This window comes from Kribbella sp. NBC_00889, from assembly GCF_045207705.1.
Taxonomy (GTDB): Bacteria; Actinomycetota; Actinomycetes; order Propionibacteriales; family Kribbellaceae; genus Kribbella.
The window spans coordinates 9,006,101-9,028,201 of the sequence record NZ_CP108783.1; the positions used below are offsets into that span (position 1 = coordinate 9,006,101).

Here is a 22,101-nt window from a genome sequence, read left to right on the forward strand (position 1 = left end):
CATGAGTGCCGCCCAGCCGCATCCCACCCTGGCCCGGCGGCTGGGCGTCGGCGACGCCGTCGTGGTCGGCCTCGGTTCGATGGTCGGGGCCGGGGTCTTCGTGGTGTGGGGGCCGGCTGGGCGTGCCGCCGGATCGGGGCTGCTGATCGGGTTGGCGGTTGCCGCGGTTGTCGCCTACTGCAACGCGGTGTCCTCGGCTCAGTTGGCGGCTGTCTATCCGGTCTCGGGTGGGACGTATGTGTACGGGCGGGAGCGACTGGGGGAGTGGTGGGGCTTCGCCGCCGGGTGGTGTTTCGTGGTGGGGAAGACGGCGTCGTGTGCCGCGATGGCGTTGACCTTCGCGACGTACGCCGTACCTGGTGGTGGGTGGTTGCGCAGACTGGTCGCGTTGGCCGCCGTGGCCGGGTTGGCGGCGGTCAACTATCGCGGTGTCACCAAGACCGCACGACTGACAAGGATCCTGGTCGCCTGCACGCTCGCAGTCCTCGCGCTCGTCTTGATCGTGCTGTTCACCGGTGAGCCCCATCGCGACCTCGAGTTCACCGGCACCTCGCCGTACGGCGTCCTGCAGGCGGCGGGACTGTTGTTCTTCGCGTTCGCCGGGTACGCGCGGATCGCGACCATGGGTGAGGAGGTCCGCGAGCCGGCGAAGACCATCCCGCGTGCGATCAGCACCGCCGTCATAGTTGCTATCGGCATCTACCTTGCCGTCGGTGTGGCACTGCTGCTCGTGCTCGATCCGGCCACGACCATCGCGCCGCTCGCCACCGCGGTCGACACCGTCGGCGCGGCCTGGGCCAGTCCCGTCGTCCGGATCGGAGCTGCCCTCGCCAGCCTCGGCGCACTCCTCGCCCTGATCGCCGGCATCGGCCGTACGTCGCTCGCGATGGCACGCAACCGCGACCTGCCCGGCTGGCTGGCCGCCGTCCATCCGCGCTTCCAGGTCCCGCACCACGCCGAGATCGCGCTCGCCGTGGTCGTCGGGATCCTCGTGCTGACCACCGACCTGCGCGGAGTCATCGGCTTCTCGTCGTTCGGCGTCCTGCTGTACTACGCGATCGCCAACGCCTCCGCGTTCACCCAGCCGGCCGACCAGCGTCGATGGCCCCGTGCCCTCAACGTGATCGGCCTCATCGGCTGCGTCGTTCTCGCCGTCACCCTCCCGTGGACTTCAGCAGTGGTGGGAGCCGGACTCCTCGCGATCGCCCTGATCGTCAGGAAACTCAGGACAGGTCGCGGCGGATCCGCCAGAAGCTGAACCCGGTCAGTCCCAACGCCAGGAGCAGGAACAGCCCGAACTCACGCCACTGCAGAGCCCAGAAGGTGCTGGCCTCGAAGTACTTGATGTGCTGCCGGTAGCCCTCGTCCGCCAGGCGTTCGAAGCAGGCCGCCGCCTTCGCCGGTGGGACGCGCGGTTCCAGACCGGGAGGAGGTCCGGGCTCGCAGTCGATCATCCAGCTCGGCAACGTGCTCACCCTCTTGCCGGACTTGTCCACGGTCTCGTCGGACAGTTTCCAGGCGCCGACGGACCCGCTGGCCACCTCGATCTGCTTCACCTCTGGAGGAGTGGAGTCCCCGGTCAGCATGAAGCCGCGGAGGTTGTCCAGGCTGACGGTCAGGTAGGACTCCGTCGGCGCGAGCAGGTGCGGCCGGATCAACGTCGGCGTGACGATCTGCACCAGGATCACCGCGGCCAGCGTGATTGCGAGCGCGACCAAGGTACGACGGACGACCAGTCCGACCGCGACTCCGAGCGCGAACGCGAACGCGGCGTACCCGATCGGGACCAGGCCGCGAGCGCTGAAGACCGGCGGGAACATCCGCGGCAGGTAGGTGTTCGACTCCTGGCCGGCGTTGATCGCGTCGTCGATCGGGTTGACCCACCAGGTCACCGCAAGGCTCAGTACGGCCGTGATCGCAATCGCGGTGAGTCCGGTGAACCCGACCTTGGTGGCCAGCCAGCGCCACCGCGAGACACTCTGGCTCCACGCCAGCCGGTGGGTGCCGGTCTCCAGTTCGCGGGCGATCAGCGGTGCGCCCCAGAACGCCCCGATCACCGGCGGAACGGCGTACAGCAGGACCTGACCGGCGATGTAGAGGAACGGGTTGAGGCGCTCGAAGCCGAGGTTCTTGATGAAGTCGTCGGTCAGGCGGTGGTAGTCGTCGAGCAGGCCCGGGCCGGTCAGCGCCAGGACGACCGCGGCCGCGGCGATCACGGACGCGACCACGAGGAACTGGACTCGGAACTGCCGCCAGGTCAGCCAGATCATCGCTGCACCTCCAGGACGGGACGTAGGGGTTGGGCGGGGACGCTGCTGGCCATGTAGGCCAGTACCAGGTCCTCGAGGGTGAGTTGGGTGACGGTCCAGGCCGGGTCGAGGATCGGCTTCTCGGTGCGGATCAGGAACGTCGACTGCACGTCGGTGTGGCTCTCGGTCACGACGTGCTGATCGCCGGGCAGATCCTTGGCGGCGCGTCGTGGACCGGTCAGCCGGAAGTGGGTCGCCAGCAGCGTGTCGATCTCGCCGCTGACCTGGACCCGCGAATCGACCAGCACGATCAGGAAGTCGCAGGACCTCTCCACATCGGAGACGAGGTGGGAGGACAGTACGACGCTGAGCTCCTGCTCCGCGACCGCCCCCATCAGGTCCTGCAGGAACTCGCGCCGGGCCAGTGGGTCGAGCGCGGCGACCGGTTCGTCGAGGATCAGCAGGTCGGGCCGCTTGGCCAGGCCGAGCGTGAGTGCGAGCTGGGCTCGCTGGCCGCCGGACAGCTTGCCGGCCTTCTGCTTCGGGTCGAGTCCGAGACGCTGGATCCGCTGGGCCACGATGGGATCCCAGCCGGGGTTGAGTTTCGCACCGAGCTTCAGGTGATCGGCGACGCTCAGCCGGGCGTACGTCGGCGTGTCCTGAGCGACGTACCCGACCTTGGCCTGCTGCGCGCCGGGCGGGCCGCCCAGTACCTCGACGGATCCGGCGGTCGGTGTGAGCATCCCGACGGCCAGGTTGAGCAGCGTGCTCTTGCCGGCGCCGTTCGGGCCGACGAGCCCGACGACATGTCCGGCCGGCACTTCCAGATCGCAGTCGGTCAGCGCCCAGCGCCGGCCGTATCTCTTGCCCAGGCCGCGGGCCTGCAGGACGGCGGTCATCCTAAGTCCTCCAGAGCGGCGGACCGAAACGTGGTCAGGAACAGCGCCTCGATGCTTTCGTCGTCGAGGCCGGCCTTGCGCGCCTTGGCCAGCCAACGGCGCAGGTCCTGCCGTAGCGGGCCGTGTGCGGCCAGCGTGTTGTCGGTCAGTGTCCGGGTCACGAATGTGCCGCGTCCGGGCCGGGCCTGCACCAGGCCTTCGTGCTCCAGCTCGCGATACGCCTTGAGCACCGTGTTCGGGTTGATCGCCAGCGCCGCGACGACGTCCTTCACCGTCGGCAACTGGTCGCCCTTGCGCAGCAGTCCGAGTCGCAGTGCGTTCCGGACCTGCTGGACGATCTGCTGGTACGGCGACACCCCCGACCGCCCGTCCAGATGGAACTCGATCATCAACCAAACCCCATTCATCTAGTTACCTAGCACTATAGGGGTATGGCTCAAGCGGGCGTCAAGACCTGCGGATGGCGCCGTACCGGCGGAGCGCCTCGCGGCGGGCGTCGGCGTGGTCGACGACCGGTTCGGGGTAGCCGCTGGCGCCGCCGTGCTGCCACGGCTCGTGGACCGCGCCGCCGTCGAGATCGCGCAGCTCGGGCACCCAGCGGCGGACGTACGCACCGTCGGGATCGAACTTCTTGCCCTGGCCGACCGGGTTGAAGATCCGGAAGTACGGCGCTGCGTCCGCACCGCAACCGGCCACCCACTGCCAGTTCAGCGAGTTCGACGCGAGGTCGCCGTCCCGCAGCGACCGCAGGAACCAGCGGGCGCCGACCCTCCAATGCACGTGCAGGTCCTTGACCAGGAACGACGCGACCACCATCCGCACCCGGTTGTGCAGAAAGCCGGTCTCGGCGAGCTGCCGCATCCCGGCATCGACGAACGGATACCCAGTCCGCCCTTCGCGCCACGCGTCGAACAGTGCGCCGGGTTCGTCGTACTCCATCCGCTCGAACTCGGGCCGCAGTGGTTTCCAGGCGGCGTCCGGATGCCGCGCGAGCAGGTCCGCACAGAACTCGCGCCAGGCGAGCTGGCGACGGTAGGCGTCCGCGCCGTGACTGCGCTTGCGGGCAAGGTCGCCGAGCATGGTGCGCGGGTGGATCTCGCCGTACTTCAAGGGGATCGACATCCGCGAGGTGCTGTCGAGATCCGGCCGATCCCGCTCGTCGTCGTACCGCGCGACCTCGTCCACGTACTCATTCCAGTGCTCGAGCGCGGCGCCGTCGACTGTGCTCTTCGGAAGATCCTCGCCGCCGGCCACGAGCCAGCCGACGTTCGCCGGCGCATCGACCGGGCGGCGCCAGCCGTGCTCGAGCCAGGCCCGGAAGTACGGCGTGAACACCTGGTACGGGCGATTCTGCTGGTTCAGGATGCGCCCGGGAGCGATCGCGTACGGCGATCCGGTCGCCACCAGCGGACACTTCAATGAGGCTTCAACTTCTTTGTCCCGGCGCTGTCCGTAAGGGCCGTAGTCCGCGCTGATGTGCACGCTGGCCGCACCGACTTCTTCGGCCAGCGCCGGTACGACGATTGCCGGATCACCTCGTCGTACGACGAGCCGGCCGCCAATGGAGTCGGAGAGTCGGCGCAACGCCGCCGCCAGTTCTTCACGGCGTGGATCACCTGAGCGGTCCCACAGTTGCGGGTCGAGTACGAACAGACCGAGCACCTGTCCACCGCCTGCCGCGACCGCGTCGAGCAGCGCAGGATTGTCCGCCAGCCGGAGGTCCCGCCGGAACCACATCACCGCAGGCATCATCGGTCCATCCTGCGTGCTCCCGCGGTTATGACCTACTCGGTCCGCATGTTCACCGGGAATTCGGTCAGGCTTGCCTACATAGGTGAGAATGGTTGTCGTGAGCGAGCTGATCGATACCACCGAGATGTACTTGCGGACCGTCTACGAGCTGGAGGAAGAGGGGATCCTGCCGCTGCGTGCGCGGATCGCCGAACGCCTGCACCAGTCCGGTCCGACGGTCAGCCAAACGGTCGCCCGGATGGAGCGCGACGGGCTGATCAAGGTGGAGGGCGACCGCCACCTGGAGCTCACCGACGTCGGCCGGAAGCAGGCGGTCCGGGTGATGCGCAAGCACCGGCTGGCCGAGCGGCTGCTGGTCGACGTGATCGGGCTGGAGTGGGAGGACGTGCACACGGAGGCCTGCCGCTGGGAGCACGTGATGAGCGACGCGGTGGAGCTGCGGTTGCTCAAGATCCTGAACAACCCGACCGAGTCGCCGTACGGCAATCCGATCCCGGGTCTGGAGGAGCTGGAGACCAGCGGCCAGGCGAGCGGGATCGAGGACTTCCGGATCGGTGTCGAGCCGCTGGACAAGGTGCTCGACGCGTCCACCGGCGAGAGCGTCCGGGTGCTGGTGCGCCGGATCGCCGAGCCGGTCCAGACCGACGACGGTGCGATGGCGGTACTGCGCCGGGCCGGCGCGCTGCCGGGTCGCGAGGTCGACTCGACGATGGACGCCGAGGGTGTCCTGGTCGGCAGCCGCGAGGCGGGTGGCGTGATCAGCGACGAGACCGCCGGCCACATCTTCGTCAGCCGGGTCTGAGTTCAAAGCTGTATTAAGAGACCACCCACGCTGTGCGCTCGATGGTGTACGGCGGGTGGTCACAAGGTAGCCTCACTGCGCGATGTCCGAGAATCTGATCGACTGGCCCGAGTACCTGCGGGAGTTCCACACCGCGACTCCGGGTAGCACCGAAGCCCTGCTCTCCCGCGCGGTGGCCGGCGACCACACGCCGTACCGCTGGCTGGTTCGCGCCGTCTCCGGCGAGGCCCGACGCGTCCTCGACCTGGCCTGCGGCAACGGCCCGGTCTCCCGCGAGCTGCACGGCCACTGGGTCGTCGGCGTCGACAACAACCCGGCCCAGCTCGCCGGCGCGCCAGGTCCGAGGGTGCAGTCGGACGCCTTGCATCTGCCGTTCGCGAACGAGGTGTTCGACGTCGTCACCTGTTCGATGGGCCTGATGGTGCTCCAGCCGCTGCCGGCGGTTCTTGCCGAGGCGGCCCGGGTACTGCGTCGCGGCGGTGTGCTGGCAGCGATCGTGCCCGCCGTACGACCGCTTCGCCGCGGTGACATCCGCACGCTGAGCGGTCTGACCACGCGGCTGCGGTCGACCCCGCAGTTCCCGGCAGGCGGCGAGATCACCGAGCTCAAGGACCAGCTCCACCACGCCGGTTTCGACGTGATGGAGAGCCAGCGGGAGCGGTACGTCTACATGATCCGCAGCCGCGACGACGCCCACCGTCTGGTGAACGCGCTCTACCTTCCCGGTACTCCGGATGTCCGCCGGGACACCGCCGCCGGCTGGCTGGCGGATCGCGCCGAGTCGAAGGACGGCCTCGAGGTCGCGATCCCGATCCGCCGGATCACGGCCATGCGCACCAAGCTCGCTCTGACCGCCTGACGAGTCAGGGGCGTGGATCCGCCCGCGGGTAGGTAGCGTGTGCCTGTGGGTGCGCTGAGCTGGTCCGTCCGGACGGTCGACCGGGCGCTCGACGGAGAGACTGTCTACCGCGAGCTGCTGGCCGAAGAACCTGTTGCGTTCTGGCTCGACGGCAGCCTGACGGATCGGGCGGTACGACGTGTCTCCGTCCTCGGTACGACGGCCGGCCCCGACGCGGAGGTCGTCGTCCGGGATGCCGCCGATGGTGATGTGTTCGTGGAGCTCGGCGAGCGGCTGGCGGAGAAGGCAGGCCGGCTGGACGCCGTACCGGACGAGCTGACCGGACTCTTCAACGGTGGGTACGTCGGGTACTTCGGCTACGAGCTCAAGGCGCTGACCGGGGGAGTCGCGGCGCACGAGGCGCCGACGCCGGACGCGCTGTGGATCTGGGCGAACCGGTTCGTCGTGATCGACCACGACCGCGACATCACCTACCTCGTCGCCGTCGACGAACAAGACGCGGGCGCGGGGTGGCTGGATCGGGCGGTTCGGAGTGCGTCGGACTGGTGGATGTCCGGCGACGGCGTACCGGCGATCGCGCGGCTCGACCTCGAGGCGCATCTCGAGCAGGACCGGCCGACGTACCTGGCCGGGATCGCCGCGTGCATGGCGGCGCTGGAGGCAGGCGAGACGTACGAGGTCTGCCTGACCAACCGGGTCCGCCTGCCGTCCGTGCCCGATCCGTTCGAGTTCTTCCGCTGGCAGCGGGCGGCCAACCCGGCGCCGTACGCAGCCTTCCTCCGGTACGGCGATCTCGCGGTGGCCAGCTCGTCGCCGGAGCGTTTCCTGACCGTGGATGCGGACGGGTGGGCCGAGTGCCGCCCGATCAAGGGGACCGCGCCGCGGGAGGCGGACCCGGCGCAGGACCAGTTGGCGGCGAAGACGCTGGCCGAGGACGAGAAGACCCGGGCCGAGAACCTGATGATCGTCGACCTGATCCGCAACGACCTCGGCCGGGTCAGCCGGCCGGGCACGGTGCACGTGCCGCAGCTGATGCAGGTCGAGAGCTACCGGACCGTCCATCAGCTCGTCACCACGGTCCGCGGCCGGCTGCGCTCCGGGGTGAGCGCGATCGACGCGGTCCGGGCGTGCTTCCCGCCGGGGTCGATGACGGGTGCACCGAAGATCCGCACGATGGAGATTCTCGACGCGTTGGAGTCGAGTGCCCGTGGGGTGTATTCGGGTGCGCTCGGCTATCTGACCGTGGACGGGCGGGCGGATCTGAGTGTGGTGATCCGGACGGCGGTACTGACGCCGGACGGAACGACAGTAGGCGCGGGAGGTGCGATCGTGCTCGACTCCGACCCGGTCGCGGAGTACGACGAAATGGTGCTGAAGGCAATGGCAGCCGTGGGCGGGAACGCCGCGGCCGAAGGGTGGGGGACATGAGTGGTGGTCTGCGGGTGGCGGATTCGTTCTTGGTTGCCGATGGCAAGGTTCGGGGGATCGAGCTGCACCGGGAACGGTTCGTCGGATCGTGTCTGGCGGCGGGGGTGGATGCGGCGGCGTACTGGGACAGGCAGGTCGGCCGGTTGCCGGGTTTCGGTCGCTGGTTTCCTCGGTTCGAGCTGCACGAGTCGGGTGAGCTCGCGGTCCAGCGCCGGCCCGCTCCGCCGACCGGCGGCCGCGTCCGGGTCGCCGTACACGAGGATCCCGATCCACGCACCGAGCCGCGCGTGAAGGGTCCTGACCTGGAGCTGCTGGGCAAGCTGAAGGAGTCCGCCGCGCATCGCGCCGACGAGATCCTCCTCCTCGACCAGGACGGCACCGTGCTGGAGGCCGCCTACTCGGCCCTCGCCTGGTGGGAGGACGACACCCTCTGCTTCCCGCCGTCCGATCGCCCGCTCCTCCCGTCCGTCACCGCCCGACTCCTCCGCCGCGTCGCCACCGCCCAAGGCACGCCGGTCTCCGAACACCCCATCACCCCGGCCGAACTCCAGAACACCACCGAGGCCTGGCTCGTCAACGCCCTGCACGGCATCCGCCCCATCCACGCCTGGTCCGACTCCGCCATGGACCCCCTCCCCAACTCCCACGCCCCCCTCTGGCAATCTCACCTGGAAGCCCTCGCCCAACCCCTCTGACCCACCGATCCGGCTCGGTCGATGGCGGGGTGTTTGCTCGGTAACCGGTAACAACCGGCTATCGGCGAAACAAGCCGCCAGCGAGCCGCCGCTTGTAAAAGTGATATCACTTTGCTACCTTTCAGCTATCCGAGAGGAGCTGGTGATGGCGGAGTTGGACGTTGCGGTGGAGATGCCGAAGCCGAAGGTGACCGAGCGGGTGGCACGCGAGGTCAACGGGTGGCCGATGGCCGGGCTGGCGCTCGTGCTGGTGGTGGGCGCCGTGGTGTTGTTCGTGATCGGCCTGAGCCCGGACCAGGGCGTGCTGATCGTGCTCTCCGTGCTGATCCTCCTGGCCGGCCTGATCGTGGCCGCCGGGCTGACGCCGGTCTCGCCGGGCCGCGCCCGGGTGCTGCAGATCCTCGGCCGGTACGCCGGGACGCTGCGCACCGACGGCCTGCGCTGGGTGAACCCGATCTCCCAGCGGCGTGAGATCTCCACCCGGATCCGCAACCACGAGACGGCCGTTGCCAAGGTCAACGATGCCGACGGCAACCCGATCGAGATCGCCGCGGTCGTGGTGTGGCAGGTCGAGGACACCGCGCAGGCGATGTTCGAGGTGGACGACTTCGTCGAGTTCGTCGCGATCCAGACCGAGACCGCAGTCCGGCACATCGCCAACAGCTACCCGTACGACGTACATCCCGACGAAGGCGGCCTGTCGTTGCGGGACAGCACCGACGAGATCACCGAGACGCTGTCGGTGGAGATCGGCGCCCGGGTGCAGGCGGCCGGCGTGCATGTGATCGAGTCGCGCATCACACACCTCGCGTACGCGCCGGAGATCGCCCAGGCGATGCTGCGCCGCCAGCAGGCGGGCGCGGTCGTGGCGGCCCGGCAGCGGATCGTCGAGGGTGCGGTCGGCATGGTCGAGCTCGCCCTGGCCCGGCTGTCCGAGCACGAGGTGGTCGACCTGGACGAGGAGCGCAAGGCGACCATGGTCAGCAATCTGCTGGTGGTGCTGTGTGGCGACCGAGACGCCCAACCGGTCGTCAACGCCGGCTCGCTCTACCAGTGAGCGGGCGCTGTGGCCGCCGAACGCAAGAAGATCCTGCTCCGGCTGGATCCCGTGGTGCATGACGCGCTGGCCCGGTGGGCGGCCGACGACCTGCGCAGCACCAACGCTCAGATCGAGTACCTGCTCCGGCGGGCGCTGGCCGACGCCGGCCGGCTGCCGTCAGGCGTCGGCAAGATCCGCCGCCCGGGCCGTCCGGCCAAGGAGGAAGACCATGAGTAGAGCTGTGGTGACGCCGCTGCGGCGGCCCGCCCGGAGCGTCGCGACCCGGCGCCCGGCCCGTGCTCGGAAGACCGTTGCCCTCGGCAAGGCCAAAGTTCCGGATGCCTTGGCAGCAAGGCTGTTCCTGCTCGCCTACGACCCGATGAAGGGCCGCCTGACGAACACTTCGAAGCTCGGAAAGCTGCTCCGCGCGGCCGCGTTGGTCGACCTCCAGCTCGCCGGGAACCTTGCCGACGACAACGGTCGCGCCCGGCTGACGAAGGTGGCCGCGCCGGAGGATCAGGTCCTGGCGGGGATCCTCGCCGACATCGGTGGCCGCGGTCCGCGCAAGTGGAAGACCTGGGTCGACCGCCGGCAGCGCGCGATGGTCCGCGAGGTCCGCGGCGACCTGGAGCGTGCCTACCTGATCAGGGTCGAGCCGTACCGGGTCCTCGGTCTGTTCCCGGCCCATCGCATCACGCTGCGGCACCCGCTGATTCGGCGCCAGGTGCTGCAGAGTGCGACGGACACACTCCGCCCGTCCCGGCTGGTCACACGCGTGGACCTCCGTGATGCAGCCGTCGTCGTACTGGCCGCGACCGCGGACCTGCGCACGGTCGTCACCAAGGACCAGCGCCTCCGCCACAAGGATCGGCTGGCGCAGCTCGGTGTCCGGGTCGGACCCGTCGTACCGGCGCTGAAGAAGTCTCTGCAGCAGTCGTCGTACGCCGCAGGAGGCTGACCCCATGAGGTGCTATGGTTCGTTACTCAAGTAATGAACCGGTGGACCGAGTGAGGGCAGAGAGGGGGCCGTGGTGTTCGACGATCGGAGTCCGATCTATCTGCAGATCGCGGAGCAGATCAAGAACGACATCGTGACCGGTGCCCTCGCCGAGGACGAACAGGTCATGTCGACCAACCAGTACGCCGCGTTCTACCGGATCAACCCGGCGACCGCGGCCAAGGGCTTCGCCCAACTGGTCGACGAGGGCGTGCTCTACAAGAAGCGCGGGATCGGGATGTTCGTCAGCCCGAACGCGCGTCTGCTGCTGCGCACCGGCCGGCAGGACTCGTTCTTCGCCGACGTGGTCGACCCGATGATCCGCGAGGCCAAGGCCATCGGCGTTCCGCTCAAGGACGTCGTCCAGCACATCCGCACAGTGGAAGCCTGATGACCACCAGCACTCTTGAACAGACCGCTCTCGCTGTGCGGACCGAGAACCTGTCGGTCCGGTTCGGCGGCGTGCCGGCGCTCGATCGGCTCGACCTGCGCCTCGCGCCCGGCAAGATCCACGGTCTGCTCGGCCGCAACGGTTCCGGGAAGAGCACGCTCGCCGCGACCCTGGCCGGCTTCCGGCGCCCGGACGAGGGCCGGGTGCTGGTCGAGTCAGCCGAGCTCGGCACGGCGCAGGAGCCGTACGAGAACGCGGTCGTCACCAGCCGGGTCTGCCTGATCCGCGAGTCCGGTGACCTGGTCGACGCGGCGCCGGTGAAGCACGTGCTCGGGCTCGCCTCGAGCTTGCGTCCGTACTGGGACGACGACCTGGCCGGCGAGCTGCTGGATCGGTTCGAGGTGCCGACCGGCAAGAAGGTGAGCAAGCTCTCCCGCGGTAAGAAGTCCGCCCTCGGGGTCGTGCTCGGGCTGGCCAGCCGGGCACCGCTGACGATCTTCGACGAGACCTACCTCGGCATGGACGTCCCGTCCCGCAACCTGTTCTACGACGCCCTGCTCGCCGACTACGCCGAGGTGCCGCGGACGATCGTGCTGTCGACGCATCTGGTCACCGAGGTCAGCCCGATGCTCGAGGAGGTCGTGATCCTCGACAACGGCCGCCTCGTCACCCAGTCGCCGGTGGACGCGCTCCGCGGCCGTGGCGCCTCGATCGTCGGACCGGCCGCCGCGGTGGACGACTTCACCGCCGGGTTCACCGTGCTCGCGGAAGAGAGGCTCGGCGGCACCAAGTCCACCACCGTGCTCGGCGATCTCGATCCCGCCCTGCTCGCCGAGGCGACGCGGGCCGGACTGGAGGTCGGCCCGGTCGGCCTGCAGGACCTCTTCGTGCACCTCACCGCCCCGACCTCTGGAGCTCGTTCATGAGTGCGGCAGTCGACAATCGAACCGAGGCCACCCAGCGAGTTGCCGTTGCCACGTCGATGCCGCGCGGCGTGACGTCGTGGTACCGGCTGCGGCAGGTCCTGCACGCGATGATGATCGGCTCGCGGCCGATGATCCTCGGATACTGGGCCATCATGCTGATCGCCTTCGCTGTAGGCGGTTTCATCGTCCAGACCGTCTCCGGTGGGACCGGGTACAGCACGTGGGACTACGGCACCCAGTCGCCGAAGTACTTCTCGATGGCGGTCGGCATCATGCTCGCTCCGGCATACCTGAAACTGATGGTCGCGCAGGGCGTCACCCGGCGGATGTTTTCCGTTGCCTCGAGCATCTTCCTGGTCGGGGCCACGGTGGCGACCGCGCTGTTGTGGGTGCTGGTCTACCAGGTGGAACGCGTGATCTACGACTGGCAGGGCTGGGCCCAGGCGATGGAGAACCGGCACCTTTTCACCAGTACCTCGCAGGTCGGGATGATCTTCACCGAGTTCTTCCTGCTGATTGTGGCGCATGAAGCAGCCGGCTGGTTGCTCGGCATCACGTTCTACCGTCTCGGCTTCTGGCGCGGAGTACTGCTGCTGCCGCTGTCCGTGCTGCCGGCCGCGGCGACCGAGTTCCTCCTGGTCGCCGAGTGGCTGGCCGAGCCGCTGTCACGTCTCAGCTACGATCGTCCACCACTGGCCGTCGCGGTACCGGCCGTTGCGGTGGTCACAGCGCTCGGGTTGTACGCCGGTTATCTGCTGCTGCGACCGATGGCGTTGAAGCCGGCCAAAGGTTGAACGAGCGATCGATGTTATGCACAGGGGGTGTGCATAAGTCGGACGATATCTGTGGACGGTTGCCGGGTCGCTGTGGAGAACAGGCGGCAGGTGGCGAAGTGGCGCAAACTGTTGGCAGGAAGGGGTTGTGCGACCCTGGTTGACGGCGGTAGAAATGTCGACACGCCGTTTCTGCGAAGGAGCGGCGGGTCGGGCGAAAACCGGGGGCCCCTCGCAGTGGGGATCCCTACTGAGGTAGACCGGTGACGGGGTCTGCCGGTCCTACGGACTCGTTCGGGAGGCTGGAGACGTCACCTTCCTTCAGCTAATGCGGGGCCCCTCCGACTCATACTCGGAGGGGCCCCGCTTCATGTTCGCGACGCCGTCTAACGGCACTCGCAGGTGCCGAAAAACAGACGCAAGAAAGCCGGCCGGCGCACAGAACGGTTGTGCGCCGGCCGGCGATCCGGGGTCGTGCCCGCCTCGGCCACGACCCCGGAGTCAACGGGTCAGGAGAGCGTGATCGTCAGCGCCGAGGACGAGCCCCGGGCCGCTACCTGCACCTCCACTCCACGCGTCGTGGTGACGAGCTTGTACTGCGCCTCGTGGCCGTCGAGCGACACGCTCTTCACGCTCGCACCGGCCGGAAGTACGGCGCCGATGGTGAACGTTGCGCCGACACCCGTTACCTTGACATCGGTCCGCAATTCCTTGCCTGTAAGGCGTGCGGACACATCGACCGATCCGCGGCCGAGCTGGATGTTGCTGCCGGCCACCTTCTGCTGGCCCCCCGGAAGCTGCGGCACGATCGAGACCCGGCCGTGGCCGAGGTCCGGGTCCACGCCGAGCTGCTGGTGCACGACCGGCCACAGTACGCCGTACGTGCCCCACGCCTGCAGTGCCATCGAGCGGTCGTAGAACGGCCGGCCGATGTTCGCCGCCGAGTCGGGCGACGGCGCGATCTCCGGCATCGCGCCCGGCGTCTCCCACACGTTCGGGTCGAGCTGGATGCGGGCGTTGCCAGTGGTGTAGACCTGCTGCTGACCGGTGCCGAGACGACCGTAGTTGCCTTCCGCAACGGCCATGATCGACGTGTTCAGCGAGAAGATGCTGCGCTCGCTCTTCACCTGCGAGACGACCGGGTCACACGAGGGACCCGGGTTGCCGGCCGGATCGGACGTCGGTCCGGTACCCGTGTGGTAGAGGCCGAATTCGCCTGTGTAGCAACGCCTCTCGCGCTGGTCGAGCGCAATGGCCGCGTGCTCCGGGGAAGCCAGCGGGGACACCGGCTGTCCGGGCCGGACCAGCTCGGCCTCCATCGGAGTGACGCCGATCCAGTGCCGCTGGAAGATCGGCGTGTTGTCGTTCGCGGGGTTCGCCGGGTCGTCGACGGAGTCGGCGTACCCGAGCGCCTGCGGGACCCACCACTGGGACTCGAACCGCGACTCGAGGTCGTCGGCGCGGGTGGTGGCCCACTGCTGGACCTGGGTGTCGTGCCGGGAGGCGGCCAGGTCGGCGAGGTCGCGCAGCCCGCGAGCGAGGTACACGGTGCTGTCGAGCTTCTCGGCGCCCATCCCGCTGCGTTCGACGTTCGCGAGACCCTCGGGCCAGCCGTCGCTGTCCTTGTCGAGCTCGCGGTAGACGTACTGCAGGTTGCGGACGCTGAAGTCGTACATGTCGTCGCGGAAGCGGTCGTCGCCGGTCCACCTCCACAGCAGTGCGACGATGCTCGGGAACTTCACCGTCTCGTCGGTGTTGCCCGCGCTCTGGTTCGAACCGAAGTACACGTCGCCGGTCGGGACGACCTCGTGCGCGACCTTGCCGCTGCGGTCGTTGAGGATGTCGCTGACATCCCGCAACGCCTTGAGGTGGTCCTTCACCGTGCTGAACTGACCGGCCGCGACCGCGGCGTACGCGGTGTACTCACCGTCGGTTGCGAACAACCACGGGTAGTCCGGGAAACCCGCACCGAACCAGCGTGCGGTGCCGACCGTGCCGACTGGTGCCGGGTAGTCCTTGCCCTCGTTGACGTCGCGGATGCGCAGGTTGCTCGCCTCCTGCACGGAGTCGGCCAGGTTCTGCTTGCTCCATTCGACGCTCTGCTGCAGCAGTGGATCACCAGGCAGTTCCACCGCTGACATGCTGTCGATCTGCTGCCGCTCGTCAGCCTTTGCCTTCAGCAACTTGTCCGGGTTGCTCAACGCCCGGCTGTACTCGCGCTGTGCCGAGGACACGCCGGTGTCGGATCCGGCCACCGCGAACCAGACGGTCTTCTCCTTGCCCGGTGCGAGTTGTACGTCGTACGTCAGCCGGCCGCCAGTGCCCTTCCCGACGAGCGAGTCGTCACACCGTGCGGGCGTCAAACCGTCGGCTGGGCAGATCACGGCCGGGTCCTGCGGGCCGCGGTGGTCCGGACCAAGAGCGTGGCCCGTCGGACGCAGGGACGATCCGACGAACGCGGCGTAGTCGTGCGCGGTCGCGTTCGGGTACGACGGCGTGCCCTGCTCGCGGAACCGCAGCGAGCCGTCGGTGTACCCGCCGGTGTCCGGCAGGTTGGCATCGGCCGCACCCGGGGCCGTCCAGCCCCACGGGTAGGACTGCATGAGCTCGGAGTGCGCGTCCACATCGAGCTTGACGGTCTTCGCCGTACCGGACTTGAAGGTGAGTCCGACCAGCGTGGCGCGGATGCCGTCGGGTACGAAGTCGGTCCGGTGGACGCTCACGTCACCGGAGTAGTCGATCCGGCTGTAGGCGTGGCCGCTGGTGTACTTCGCGGCGGCCACGTCCTTGCCGAGCCAGGCGCCGTCGAGGCCGAACCACAGCCCGTCGAGCATCTTGATCGGCTGGGTCCAGAAGCCACCCATCTCACCGCGGATGTGCCAGCCGGTGGCGGGGTAGAGACCGGTCTCGTCGCCCATCGCGTAGGCGCGATCACCGACGACAAGCGACCGACGATCCGCCAGCCGGGTCGATTCGGACAGCTCCGACGGTACGACGCTCTGCGGCGAGCCGCCGGTGCTGAGAGGTGCTGAGCCGGCGGTCGCGGATGCTGAGCCGGCGAGGACAGTTGCAGCGGCCAGCAGGGCGACGCCGACGGTACGGCGTCTGACCCGGCGTGGTGGGGCGGTGCTGCGTCGGACGGTCGGGTGGGGAGTCATGGCGGTTCCTCCTTCTCGCGGCGCGGTTGGGTGCGCACCGCATCAGCCAGGGGCTGAGCTGCCCCTGATCACCAGTTCGGGGTGCAGTAAGCGTTCGGTCGACGCGTCCGGCGGGCCGTCCGGGTCGGTGAGGATGGAGATCAGTTCGGCGGCGATGTCGTCCATCGGTTGCCGCAGGCTGGTCAGGCCGGGGGAGACCACGTCGGCCAGTGGGGAGTCGTCGAAGCCGGTGACGGCGACGTCGACGCCCGGGGTGAGGCCGCGGCGGCCGAGTTCGCGCAGCGCGCCGAGGGCGAGAATGTCGCTCAAGGCAACGATTCCGTCGAGGAACGGGTCCGCGTCGAGCAGCTCGGCGGTGGCCCGGGCGCCTTCGGCGATGCCGTCCTCGCGGCAGCGGACGGCCAGACCCGAGGTGGGCAGACCGAGCTCCTTGCAGGCCGTGCGCCAGCCGCCGAGCCGGTCTTCGGCCAGCCCGGACGACTTCGGCCAGCTGAGAAAGGCGATCCGGCGGCGCCCGGCCTCGTGCAGGTGCCGGACCGCCATCGCGGAGCCGGCCGCGCCGTCGACGTCGACCCACGGACCGGGTTGGGTGGTCTCCTTCCAGACCCGGCCGAAGGAGATGAACGGGATCTTCTGTTCCTTCAGCCAGCCATGCCGCGGATCGTGCGTCTCGGTCTGCGACAGGACGAACCCGTCCACGAGCCGGCGCGCGTGCAGGTCGTCGTACACGGGCATGCCGTCGACGCCGGGTGGGGCGGTGAACAGCAGGATGTGGCGGCCGGTGCGCTCGGCCGCGGCGCAGAGTGCGTGCAGGAACTGGTCCATCACGAGATGGGTCTGGTTCGGCCAGTTGGGGACGCAATAGCCGATCAGCTCGACCGCGCTCGTGCGTAGACTGCGGGCGTTACGGTTGGGCCGGTAGTTGAGCAGTTCGATCGACCGGTTGACCCGCTCGAGGGTGTCCGGCCGCAGCCGGTGCGGGGCGTTCAACGCATTCGACACGGTCTGCACAGAGACCTCCGCGTGCGCAGCGACCTGCTTCAACGTAGCCACGAAGACCTCCCACCGAGGCTTTGAACGTTAAAAACACCGGCAGTCTCCCTCCGGTCCCCGTCCGTGTCAACGGCTCAGAGTGCCGGTGGACGCTGCGTGACGATCGCCAGCGTTTCGGCCGCTGGGAGTGGCGGGATCCAGCGGCCCCACCAGGTCGCGCCGGCTGCCGCGAAGGCCTCGGGATCTCCACCACTGACCTTCAGGTCGAACCCGTCGGTCGTCCCGCGCTCGGCCTCGACTTCCGCGAGCAGACCGCGGACGTCGTCGGGCATGATCTGCTGCGGCGCGTCCGTGCTGCCCTTGTACGCACAGCTCCCGTCCCACCGTCTGATTCGCCGGCGGACGGCGGGCACCAGCAGGTTTCCTCCGACCCAGATCGGGATGCGCGGCGCCTGCACCGGCCGTGCGGTGAGCTGCACGTCATCGAGCCGGTAGTGCTCGCCGGCAAAGGTGACCGGCTCGCCGCTCCACAGCCGGTCGATCACTGTGAGGCCTTCGTCCAGCATCTCCGCGAGCTGCTTCGGCTGGGTGGGTTCACCGACGCGGCCCAGGAACGGATCGCCGGGATCACCGATCCCCACCCCCAGCACGAACCGCCCTCCGGACAGCTGATCCAGCGCCACTGCCTCGGCCGCGACCTTCCAGGGCCGCCGCCGAGGCAGTGGTGTGACCGTCGTACCGATCGTGATCCGTGATGTCGCCGTCGCCATCGCCGCCAGACAGATCCACGGGTCGTAGGTCGGCTCGGTCGCGTCGCCCTGGTAGACGAGGTAGTCCTCCAGGAACAACGCGTCCCAGCCGGAGTCCTCCACGGCGCGCGCGAGGTCCGCGAGACCGCGTGGATCCCGTCCGTGCCCGACCGCCCCGACCGTCACCGAGAATCGCACGCCCGTGACGGTAGTCGGGGGCACCGACAAGTCAGGCCGCGTAACCGCCGTCGATGGTCAGCTCCGCGCCGCTGAGGTACGCCGCGTGCGGGCCGGCCAGGTAGGTGATGGCCGCCGCGACCTCGGCCGTGGTGCCGAACCTCTCGAGCGCGACGAAAGCCGCCTGCGGCTCGGCGAACGGGCCGTCCGCCGGGTTCATGTCGGTGTCGATCGGCCCGGGCTGGACGACGTTCGACGTGATGCCGCGCGGACCGAGCTCGCGGGCGAGGCCCTTGCTCAGACCGACCAGCGCTGCCTTGCTCATCCCGTAGAGCGTCATCCCGGGGAGGGCGGTCCGGGCCGCGACGCAGCTGCCCAGGTGGATCACCCGTCCACCGTCGGACAGTCGCGGTACGGCGGCCTGCGTGGCGGCGTACACCCCACGGACGTTGACCGCGAGCACATGGTCGACGTCGGCCAGGGTGAGGTCGGTGATCGGACCGACCGCCCCGACGCCCGCGTTGTTGACCAGGATGTCCAGGCCACCGAGTTGGTCCGCGGCCCGCTGCACACCGGCGGCCACGGCCACCGCGTCCGCGGCGTCGACCTCGAACGCGAACCCTCGCCGCCCGAGGTCTTCGATCTTCTTCACCACCTCGGCCGCGGCATCCGCGGAGCGGTGGTACGTCACCGCGACATCCGCTCCACTCGCTGCCAAGGCGATCGCGGTCGCCGCGCCGATCCCGCGGCTTCCGCCCGTCACCAATGCCTTCTTGCCAACCAGTTCGTTCATGTCCTCAAGTCCAGCCGGTGATCCGGGGCGAAGCTGGCGGGAATCCGACCCGAGATCCTGGCGTCGTTTTTCCGCGATACCTCGATGGCGCAAATTCGCTAGCGACTGTCGGTGCGGCCAGGGATGCTGGAGGACGTGTACGAGTGCAGGGAGCGATGTGTCCGCGCGGTCCAGTCCAAGGACGCCCGGTTCGACGGCTGGTTCTTCACCGCGGTGCTGACCACCAAGATCTACTGCCGGCCGAGTTGCCCGGTGGTGCCGCCGAAGGTCGAGAACATGCGGTTCTACCCGAGTGCGGCGGCCGCCCAGCAGGCCGGGTTCCGGGCTTGCAAGCGGTGCCGGCCGGACGCGAGCCCGGGTTCACCGGAGTGGAACGACCGGGCCGACCTGGTCGCCCGCGCGATGCGCCTGATCGCCGACGGCGTCGTCGACCGCGACGGCGTGCCGGGCCTGGCCACTCACCTCGGCTACAGCGTCCGTCAGGTCCAGCGTCAGTTGCACGCCGAGCTCGGGGCCGGTCCTCTCGCGCTGGCTCGTGCCCAGCGTGCGCAGACCGCGCGGCTGCTGATCGAGACCAGCGAGTTGCAGATGGCCGATGTCGCGTTCGCGGCCGGATTCTCCAGTGTGCGGACGTTCAACGAGACCGTGCAGGAGGTGTTCGCGCTCTCACCGACCGAGCTGCGTCGCCGGGCCCGGCGCGGTACGGCGACCGTTGCCCCAGGCACCATCTCGCTGCGGCTCCCGTTCCGGGCGCCGCTGACCCCGGACAACCTGTTCGGTCATCTGATCGCGACCGGCGTACCCGGCGTCGAGGAGTGGCGCGACGGTCACTATCGCCGCACCCTCAGGCTTCCGCACGGGCATGGCGTGGTAGCCCTGAAGCCGATGCCTGATCACATCGCCTGCCAACTCTCGCTGACCGACCAGCGCGACCTGGCGATCGCGATCAGTCGCTGCCGCCGGATGCTCGACCTCGACGCCGACCCGATCGCGGTCGACGACCTGCTCGAGACCGATCCCGTGCTCGCGCCGCTGATCGCGAAGGCGCCGGGACGCCGGGTTCCGCACACCGTCGACGGCGAGGAGTTCGCCGTACGGGCGGTGCTCGGGCAGCAGGTGTCGACGGCGGCCGCGCGGACCCACGCGCATCGGTTGGTGGTGCGGCACGGCGATCCGATCGAGGATGCGGGCGGCGGGCTGACGCATCTGTTCCCGACGATGCAGGCGCTGGCCGGGCTCGATCCCGAATCGCTCGCCTTCCCGAAGTCTCGCCGTACGACGCTGATGACGCTGATCGGCACGCTGGCGGCGGGTGAGATCGATCTCGGTGCCGGCGCCGACTGGGACAAGGCGCGCGAGCAACTGACCGCGCTGCCGGGGATCGGTCCGTGGACGGTCGAGTCGATCGCGATGCGGGCGCTCGGTGACCCGGATGCCTTTGTGGCCAGCGATCTGGGCATCCGGTACGCCGCCCGTGACCTAGGGTTGCCCGAGGCCCCCAAACCCCTGATCGACCATGCGCGTGCGTGGCGGCCGTGGCGTGCCTACGCGGTGCAGTACCTGTGGGCCACTGGTGACCACGCGATCAACAAGATCCCGGAACCGACCTCGACGGAGAGAGCATGACCGAGCTGACCACCGACCGCCTGCTGCTGCGCCAGTGGCGTGACAGCGACCGCGAGCCGTTCGCAGTGCTGAACGCGGACCCGGCGGTGATGGAGCACTTCCCGGCGCCGCAGACGCGCGAGCAGAGCGACGCGCTGATCGACCGGAACCGGCCGGAGATCGACGGGCGCGGCTGGGGCCTGTGGGCGCTGGAGGTCCGCGAGACCGGCGAGTTCATCGGGTTCACCGGGCTGTCGGTGCCGAGTTTCGAGGCGCACTTCATGCCGGCCGTCGAGATCGGCTGGCGGCTCGCAAAGGGGGCCTGGGGCAACGGTTATGCCAGCGAGGCGGCCCGGTCGGCGTTGGCCCACGGCTTCGGCCCGGCCGGTCTGGACGAGATCGTCTCGTTCACCGCGACCCCCAACGTGAAGTCGCAGCGGGTGATGCAACGGATCGGCATGACGCACGACGAGGCGGGCGACTTCGACCACGTCCGTCTGCCCGCCGGGCATCGACTGCAGCGGCATGTGCTCTACCGGATCAACCGCGCCCAGTGGGAGGCGTCGCAGTGACGTACGCCGTGGTGGACAGCCCGCTCGGCCCGCTCACTGCGGTGGAGAGCGACGCCGGCGAGTTGGCCGGCCTCTACATGGCCGAACACCGGCATCGCCCGCCGATGGAGACCTTCGGCACGCGCGACGACTCGGTGCTGCCCGCGGTCGCCGAGCAACTCACGGAGTACTTCGAGCACGGGCGGACGACGTTCGACGTACCACTGCGGCTGGCCGGGACGCCGTTCCAGCAGCGGGTCTGGACAGCGCTCCAGGACATCCCGTACGGCGAGACCACGACGTACGGCGAACTCGCTGCGATCCTCGGACTCGTGCCGGGCGCGTCCCGGGCGGTCGGGCTCGCGAACGGGAAGAACCCGATCAGCATCATCGTCCCGTGTCACCGCGTGGTCGGCTCGACCGGCAGCCTGACCGGGTACGGCGGGGGCCTCGAACGCAAGCAGGCGCTGCTCGACCACGAGCGAGGTGACGTACTCTTCTGAGATAAGTGCTCAATCGGTGAGCACTTATCGGGCGCATGCTCGGTGGTATGAACGATGACGCGGCCCTGAACTGTTCGGGTGTGAAGCAATGGCGCACCTGGTTGGCGACGAACGGCCGGCGCGAGCGGTCCGTCTGGCTGATCGTTCGCCGGGATGCTGCGGGCGTGAACCTGGCGGATGCGGTCGAGCAGGCGTTGTGTTTCGGGTGGATCGACAGCAAGACGATCAAGCGTGACGACCGGACGACGTACCAGTGCTTCACGCCGCGGAACCCACGCAGTACGTGGAGCAAGGTCAACCGCGAGCGGGTCGAGCGGTTGACCACGGCGGGCCTGATGGCGCCGGCGGGCCAGAAACTCGTCGACCACGCTCGGCGGACCGGCACGTGGGACCTGCTCGCCGACGCGCAGAACCTGGTCGTCCCCGCGGACCTCCGGGCCGCCCTCGCCCAGAGCCCCACGGCAGCCGACCACTTCCACGCGTTCCCGCCGTCCACCCGCCGCGCAATTCTCGAATGGATCACCCTCGCCAAACGCCCCGAGACGCGCGCGAGCCGCATCGCGCGCACAGTCACCCAAGCAGCCCACAACCACCGCGCCCGCTGACCCCACCCCCCACCGCCCCCACGCCCCACCGCCCCCACGCCCCGCCGCCCCCGCCCGCCGCCCCCGCCCGCCGCGTCTGCACCTTTGCGCCCCCGCCCGCCGCGTCTGCTGGGTTGGCCAACGAGACGGTGGGTTGGCCAGCTGCACGCGGTTGGCC

23 protein-coding genes are annotated in these 22,101 nt (G+C 69.2%); 15 read left to right on the forward strand and 8 right to left on the reverse strand.

The features are described 5' to 3' along the window. Window position 1 precedes the first annotated feature (1 nt). Entirely contained in the window at window positions 2–1,258 is a 1,257-nt protein-coding gene (locus tag OG817_RS44415) for an APC family permease (RefSeq protein WP_406051159.1), read from the forward strand. Here the strand turns inward: OG817_RS44415 and OG817_RS44420 are convergent. From OG817_RS44420 to OG817_RS44435, 4 genes are read right to left on the reverse strand one after another with little or no spacing between them, the layout of a single operon-like run. Continuing rightward, a complete protein-coding gene (locus OG817_RS44420; RefSeq protein WP_406051161.1) occupies window positions 1,224–2,270 on the reverse strand; it encodes an ABC transporter permease in 1,047 nt (348 codons plus the stop codon). The genes OG817_RS44415 and OG817_RS44420 overlap by 35 nt on opposite strands. After that, entirely contained in the window at window positions 2,267–3,148 is an 882-nt protein-coding gene (locus OG817_RS44425) for an ABC transporter ATP-binding protein (RefSeq protein WP_406051163.1), read from the reverse strand. The genes OG817_RS44420 and OG817_RS44425 overlap by 4 nt, the downstream gene beginning before the upstream one ends. Next, window positions 3,145–3,537 carry a GntR family transcriptional regulator gene (locus OG817_RS44430; protein WP_406051165.1) on the reverse strand — a complete coding sequence of 131 codons (393 nt, stop codon included), beginning with the start codon at window positions 3,535–3,537 and terminating at the stop codon, window positions 3,145–3,147. The genes OG817_RS44425 and OG817_RS44430 overlap by 4 nt, the downstream gene beginning before the upstream one ends. 58 nt (window positions 3,538–3,595) lie before the next feature. Continuing rightward, window positions 3,596–4,900: a cryptochrome/photolyase family protein gene (locus OG817_RS44435; RefSeq protein WP_406051166.1), complete on the reverse strand. Its 1,305-nt coding sequence runs from the start codon at window positions 4,898–4,900 to the stop codon at window positions 3,596–3,598. A 97-nt stretch (window positions 4,901–4,997) separates the two neighbouring features. Between OG817_RS44435 and OG817_RS44440 the strand changes: the two genes are divergently transcribed. The 10 genes from OG817_RS44440 to OG817_RS44485 all read left to right on the forward strand — a co-directional run bounded on the left by OG817_RS44440 (window position 4,998) and on the right by OG817_RS44485 (window position 12,831). Next, window positions 4,998–5,702, forward strand: a complete 705-nt coding sequence (locus OG817_RS44440) for a metal-dependent transcriptional regulator (protein WP_396392098.1) — start codon at window positions 4,998–5,000, stop codon at window positions 5,700–5,702. A gap of 82 nt (window positions 5,703–5,784) precedes the next feature. Beyond that, window positions 5,785–6,561, forward strand: a complete 777-nt coding sequence (locus OG817_RS44445; protein WP_396392097.1) for a class I SAM-dependent methyltransferase — start codon at window positions 5,785–5,787, stop codon at window positions 6,559–6,561. A gap of 45 nt (window positions 6,562–6,606) precedes the next feature. Then, complete coding sequence (gene pabB / locus OG817_RS44450) at window positions 6,607–7,989, forward strand: aminodeoxychorismate synthase component I (RefSeq protein WP_406051168.1); 1,383 nt, start codon at window positions 6,607–6,609, stop codon at window positions 7,987–7,989. After that, the gene (locus tag OG817_RS44455) at window positions 7,986–8,684 is read left to right on the forward strand and encodes an aminotransferase class IV (RefSeq protein WP_406051170.1); all 699 of its coding nucleotides are present in this window, start codon (window positions 7,986–7,988) and stop codon (window positions 8,682–8,684) included. Before pabB ends, OG817_RS44455 begins: the two co-directional genes overlap by 4 nt. A gap of 145 nt (window positions 8,685–8,829) precedes the next feature. Beyond that, window positions 8,830–9,741: an SPFH domain-containing protein gene (locus OG817_RS44460; RefSeq protein WP_406051171.1), complete on the forward strand. Its 912-nt coding sequence runs from the start codon at window positions 8,830–8,832 to the stop codon at window positions 9,739–9,741. Between the two features lie 9 nt (window positions 9,742–9,750). Then, on the forward strand, window positions 9,751–9,960 hold the full coding sequence (locus tag OG817_RS44465) for a hypothetical protein (protein WP_360445135.1): 210 nt from the start codon (window positions 9,751–9,753) through the stop codon (window positions 9,958–9,960). Then, window positions 9,953–10,681 (forward strand): GPP34 family phosphoprotein, encoded by a 729-nt coding sequence (locus tag OG817_RS44470; RefSeq protein ID WP_406051173.1) that lies wholly within the window; start codon window positions 9,953–9,955, stop codon window positions 10,679–10,681. The genes OG817_RS44465 and OG817_RS44470 overlap by 8 nt, the downstream gene beginning before the upstream one ends. Window positions 10,682–10,751: 70 nt before the next feature. Then, a complete protein-coding gene (locus tag OG817_RS44475; RefSeq protein WP_406051175.1) occupies window positions 10,752–11,111 on the forward strand; it encodes a GntR family transcriptional regulator in 360 nt (119 codons plus the stop codon). Further along, a complete protein-coding gene (locus OG817_RS44480; protein WP_406051177.1) occupies window positions 11,111–12,037 on the forward strand; it encodes an ATP-binding cassette domain-containing protein in 927 nt (308 codons plus the stop codon). The genes OG817_RS44475 and OG817_RS44480 overlap by 1 nt, the downstream gene beginning before the upstream one ends. Further along, window positions 12,034–12,831: a hypothetical protein gene (locus OG817_RS44485; protein WP_406051178.1), complete on the forward strand. Its 798-nt coding sequence runs from the start codon at window positions 12,034–12,036 to the stop codon at window positions 12,829–12,831. The genes OG817_RS44480 and OG817_RS44485 overlap by 4 nt, the downstream gene beginning before the upstream one ends. 488 nt (window positions 12,832–13,319) lie before the next feature. Here the strand turns inward: OG817_RS44485 and OG817_RS44490 are convergent, their stop codons facing one another. The 4 genes from OG817_RS44490 to OG817_RS44505 all read right to left on the reverse strand — a co-directional run bounded on the left by OG817_RS44490 (window position 13,320) and on the right by OG817_RS44505 (window position 18,680). Beyond that, window positions 13,320–15,968 carry a glycogen debranching protein gene (locus tag OG817_RS44490; protein ID WP_406051179.1) on the reverse strand — a complete coding sequence of 883 codons (2,649 nt, stop codon included), beginning with the start codon at window positions 15,966–15,968 and terminating at the stop codon, window positions 13,320–13,322. Between the two features lie 42 nt (window positions 15,969–16,010). Then, the gene (locus OG817_RS44495; protein WP_406051180.1) at window positions 16,011–17,021 is read right to left on the reverse strand and encodes a LacI family DNA-binding transcriptional regulator; all 1,011 of its coding nucleotides are present in this window, start codon (window positions 17,019–17,021) and stop codon (window positions 16,011–16,013) included. A gap of 74 nt (window positions 17,022–17,095) precedes the next feature. After that, window positions 17,096–17,908 carry an LLM class flavin-dependent oxidoreductase gene (locus OG817_RS44500; RefSeq protein WP_406051182.1) on the reverse strand — a complete coding sequence of 271 codons (813 nt, stop codon included), beginning with the start codon at window positions 17,906–17,908 and terminating at the stop codon, window positions 17,096–17,098. 31 nt (window positions 17,909–17,939) lie between these two features. Then, window positions 17,940–18,680 carry an SDR family oxidoreductase gene (locus OG817_RS44505; RefSeq protein WP_406051183.1) on the reverse strand — a complete coding sequence of 247 codons (741 nt, stop codon included), beginning with the start codon at window positions 18,678–18,680 and terminating at the stop codon, window positions 17,940–17,942. A 135-nt stretch (window positions 18,681–18,815) separates the two neighbouring features. On the opposite strand from OG817_RS44505, the gene OG817_RS44510 reads away from it, so the two are divergent. The 4 genes from OG817_RS44510 to OG817_RS44525 are packed head-to-tail and all read left to right on the forward strand — an operon-like array spanning window position 18,816 to window position 21,944. Beyond that, window positions 18,816–20,306 carry an AlkA N-terminal domain-containing protein gene (locus tag OG817_RS44510; protein ID WP_406051184.1) on the forward strand — a complete coding sequence of 497 codons (1,491 nt, stop codon included), beginning with the start codon at window positions 18,816–18,818 and terminating at the stop codon, window positions 20,304–20,306. Next, window positions 20,303–20,857: a GNAT family N-acetyltransferase gene (locus OG817_RS44515; RefSeq protein WP_406051185.1), complete on the forward strand. Its 555-nt coding sequence runs from the start codon at window positions 20,303–20,305 to the stop codon at window positions 20,855–20,857. Before OG817_RS44510 ends, OG817_RS44515 begins: the two co-directional genes overlap by 4 nt. Next, window positions 20,854–21,339, forward strand: coding sequence for a methylated-DNA--[protein]-cysteine S-methyltransferase (locus OG817_RS44520; RefSeq protein ID WP_406051187.1), 486 nt, complete (start codon window positions 20,854–20,856; stop codon window positions 21,337–21,339). Before OG817_RS44515 ends, OG817_RS44520 begins: the two co-directional genes overlap by 4 nt. Window positions 21,340–21,386: 47 nt before the next feature. Next, on the forward strand, window positions 21,387–21,944 hold the full coding sequence (locus OG817_RS44525; RefSeq protein WP_406051188.1) for a YdeI family protein: 558 nt from the start codon (window positions 21,387–21,389) through the stop codon (window positions 21,942–21,944). Window positions 21,945–22,101: the final 157 nt, after the last annotated feature.

Coding starts and splice junctions, on each gene's coding strand:
- OG817_RS44490 (WP_406051179.1), bottom strand. CDS start 15,968: ATGACTCCCCACCCGACCGTCCGACGCAGCACCGCCCCACCACGCCGG.
- OG817_RS44470 (WP_406051173.1), top strand. CDS start 9,953: ATGAGTAGAGCTGTGGTGACGCCGCTGCGGCGGCCCGCCCGGAGCGTC.
- OG817_RS44460 (WP_406051171.1), top strand. CDS start 8,830: ATGGCGGAGTTGGACGTTGCGGTGGAGATGCCGAAGCCGAAGGTGACC.
- OG817_RS44485 (WP_406051178.1), top strand. CDS start 12,034: ATGAGTGCGGCAGTCGACAATCGAACCGAGGCCACCCAGCGAGTTGCC.
- OG817_RS44515 (WP_406051185.1), top strand. CDS start 20,303: ATGACCGAGCTGACCACCGACCGCCTGCTGCTGCGCCAGTGGCGTGAC.
- OG817_RS44525 (WP_406051188.1), top strand. CDS start 21,387: ATGAACGATGACGCGGCCCTGAACTGTTCGGGTGTGAAGCAATGGCGC.
- OG817_RS44505 (WP_406051183.1), bottom strand. CDS start 18,680: ATGAACGAACTGGTTGGCAAGAAGGCATTGGTGACGGGCGGAAGCCGC.
- OG817_RS44425 (WP_406051163.1), bottom strand. CDS start 3,148: ATGACCGCCGTCCTGCAGGCCCGCGGCCTGGGCAAGAGATACGGCCGG.
- OG817_RS44455 (WP_406051170.1), top strand. CDS start 7,986: ATGAGTGGTGGTCTGCGGGTGGCGGATTCGTTCTTGGTTGCCGATGGC.
- OG817_RS44480 (WP_406051177.1), top strand. CDS start 11,111: ATGACCACCAGCACTCTTGAACAGACCGCTCTCGCTGTGCGGACCGAG.
- OG817_RS44445 (WP_396392097.1), top strand. CDS start 5,785: ATGTCCGAGAATCTGATCGACTGGCCCGAGTACCTGCGGGAGTTCCAC.
- OG817_RS44430 (WP_406051165.1), bottom strand. CDS start 3,537: ATGATCGAGTTCCATCTGGACGGGCGGTCGGGGGTGTCGCCGTACCAG.
- OG817_RS44435 (WP_406051166.1), bottom strand. CDS start 4,900: ATGATGCCTGCGGTGATGTGGTTCCGGCGGGACCTCCGGCTGGCGGAC.
- OG817_RS44415 (WP_406051159.1), top strand. CDS start 2: ATGAGTGCCGCCCAGCCGCATCCCACCCTGGCCCGGCGGCTGGGCGTC.
- OG817_RS44420 (WP_406051161.1), bottom strand. CDS start 2,270: ATGATCTGGCTGACCTGGCGGCAGTTCCGAGTCCAGTTCCTCGTGGTC.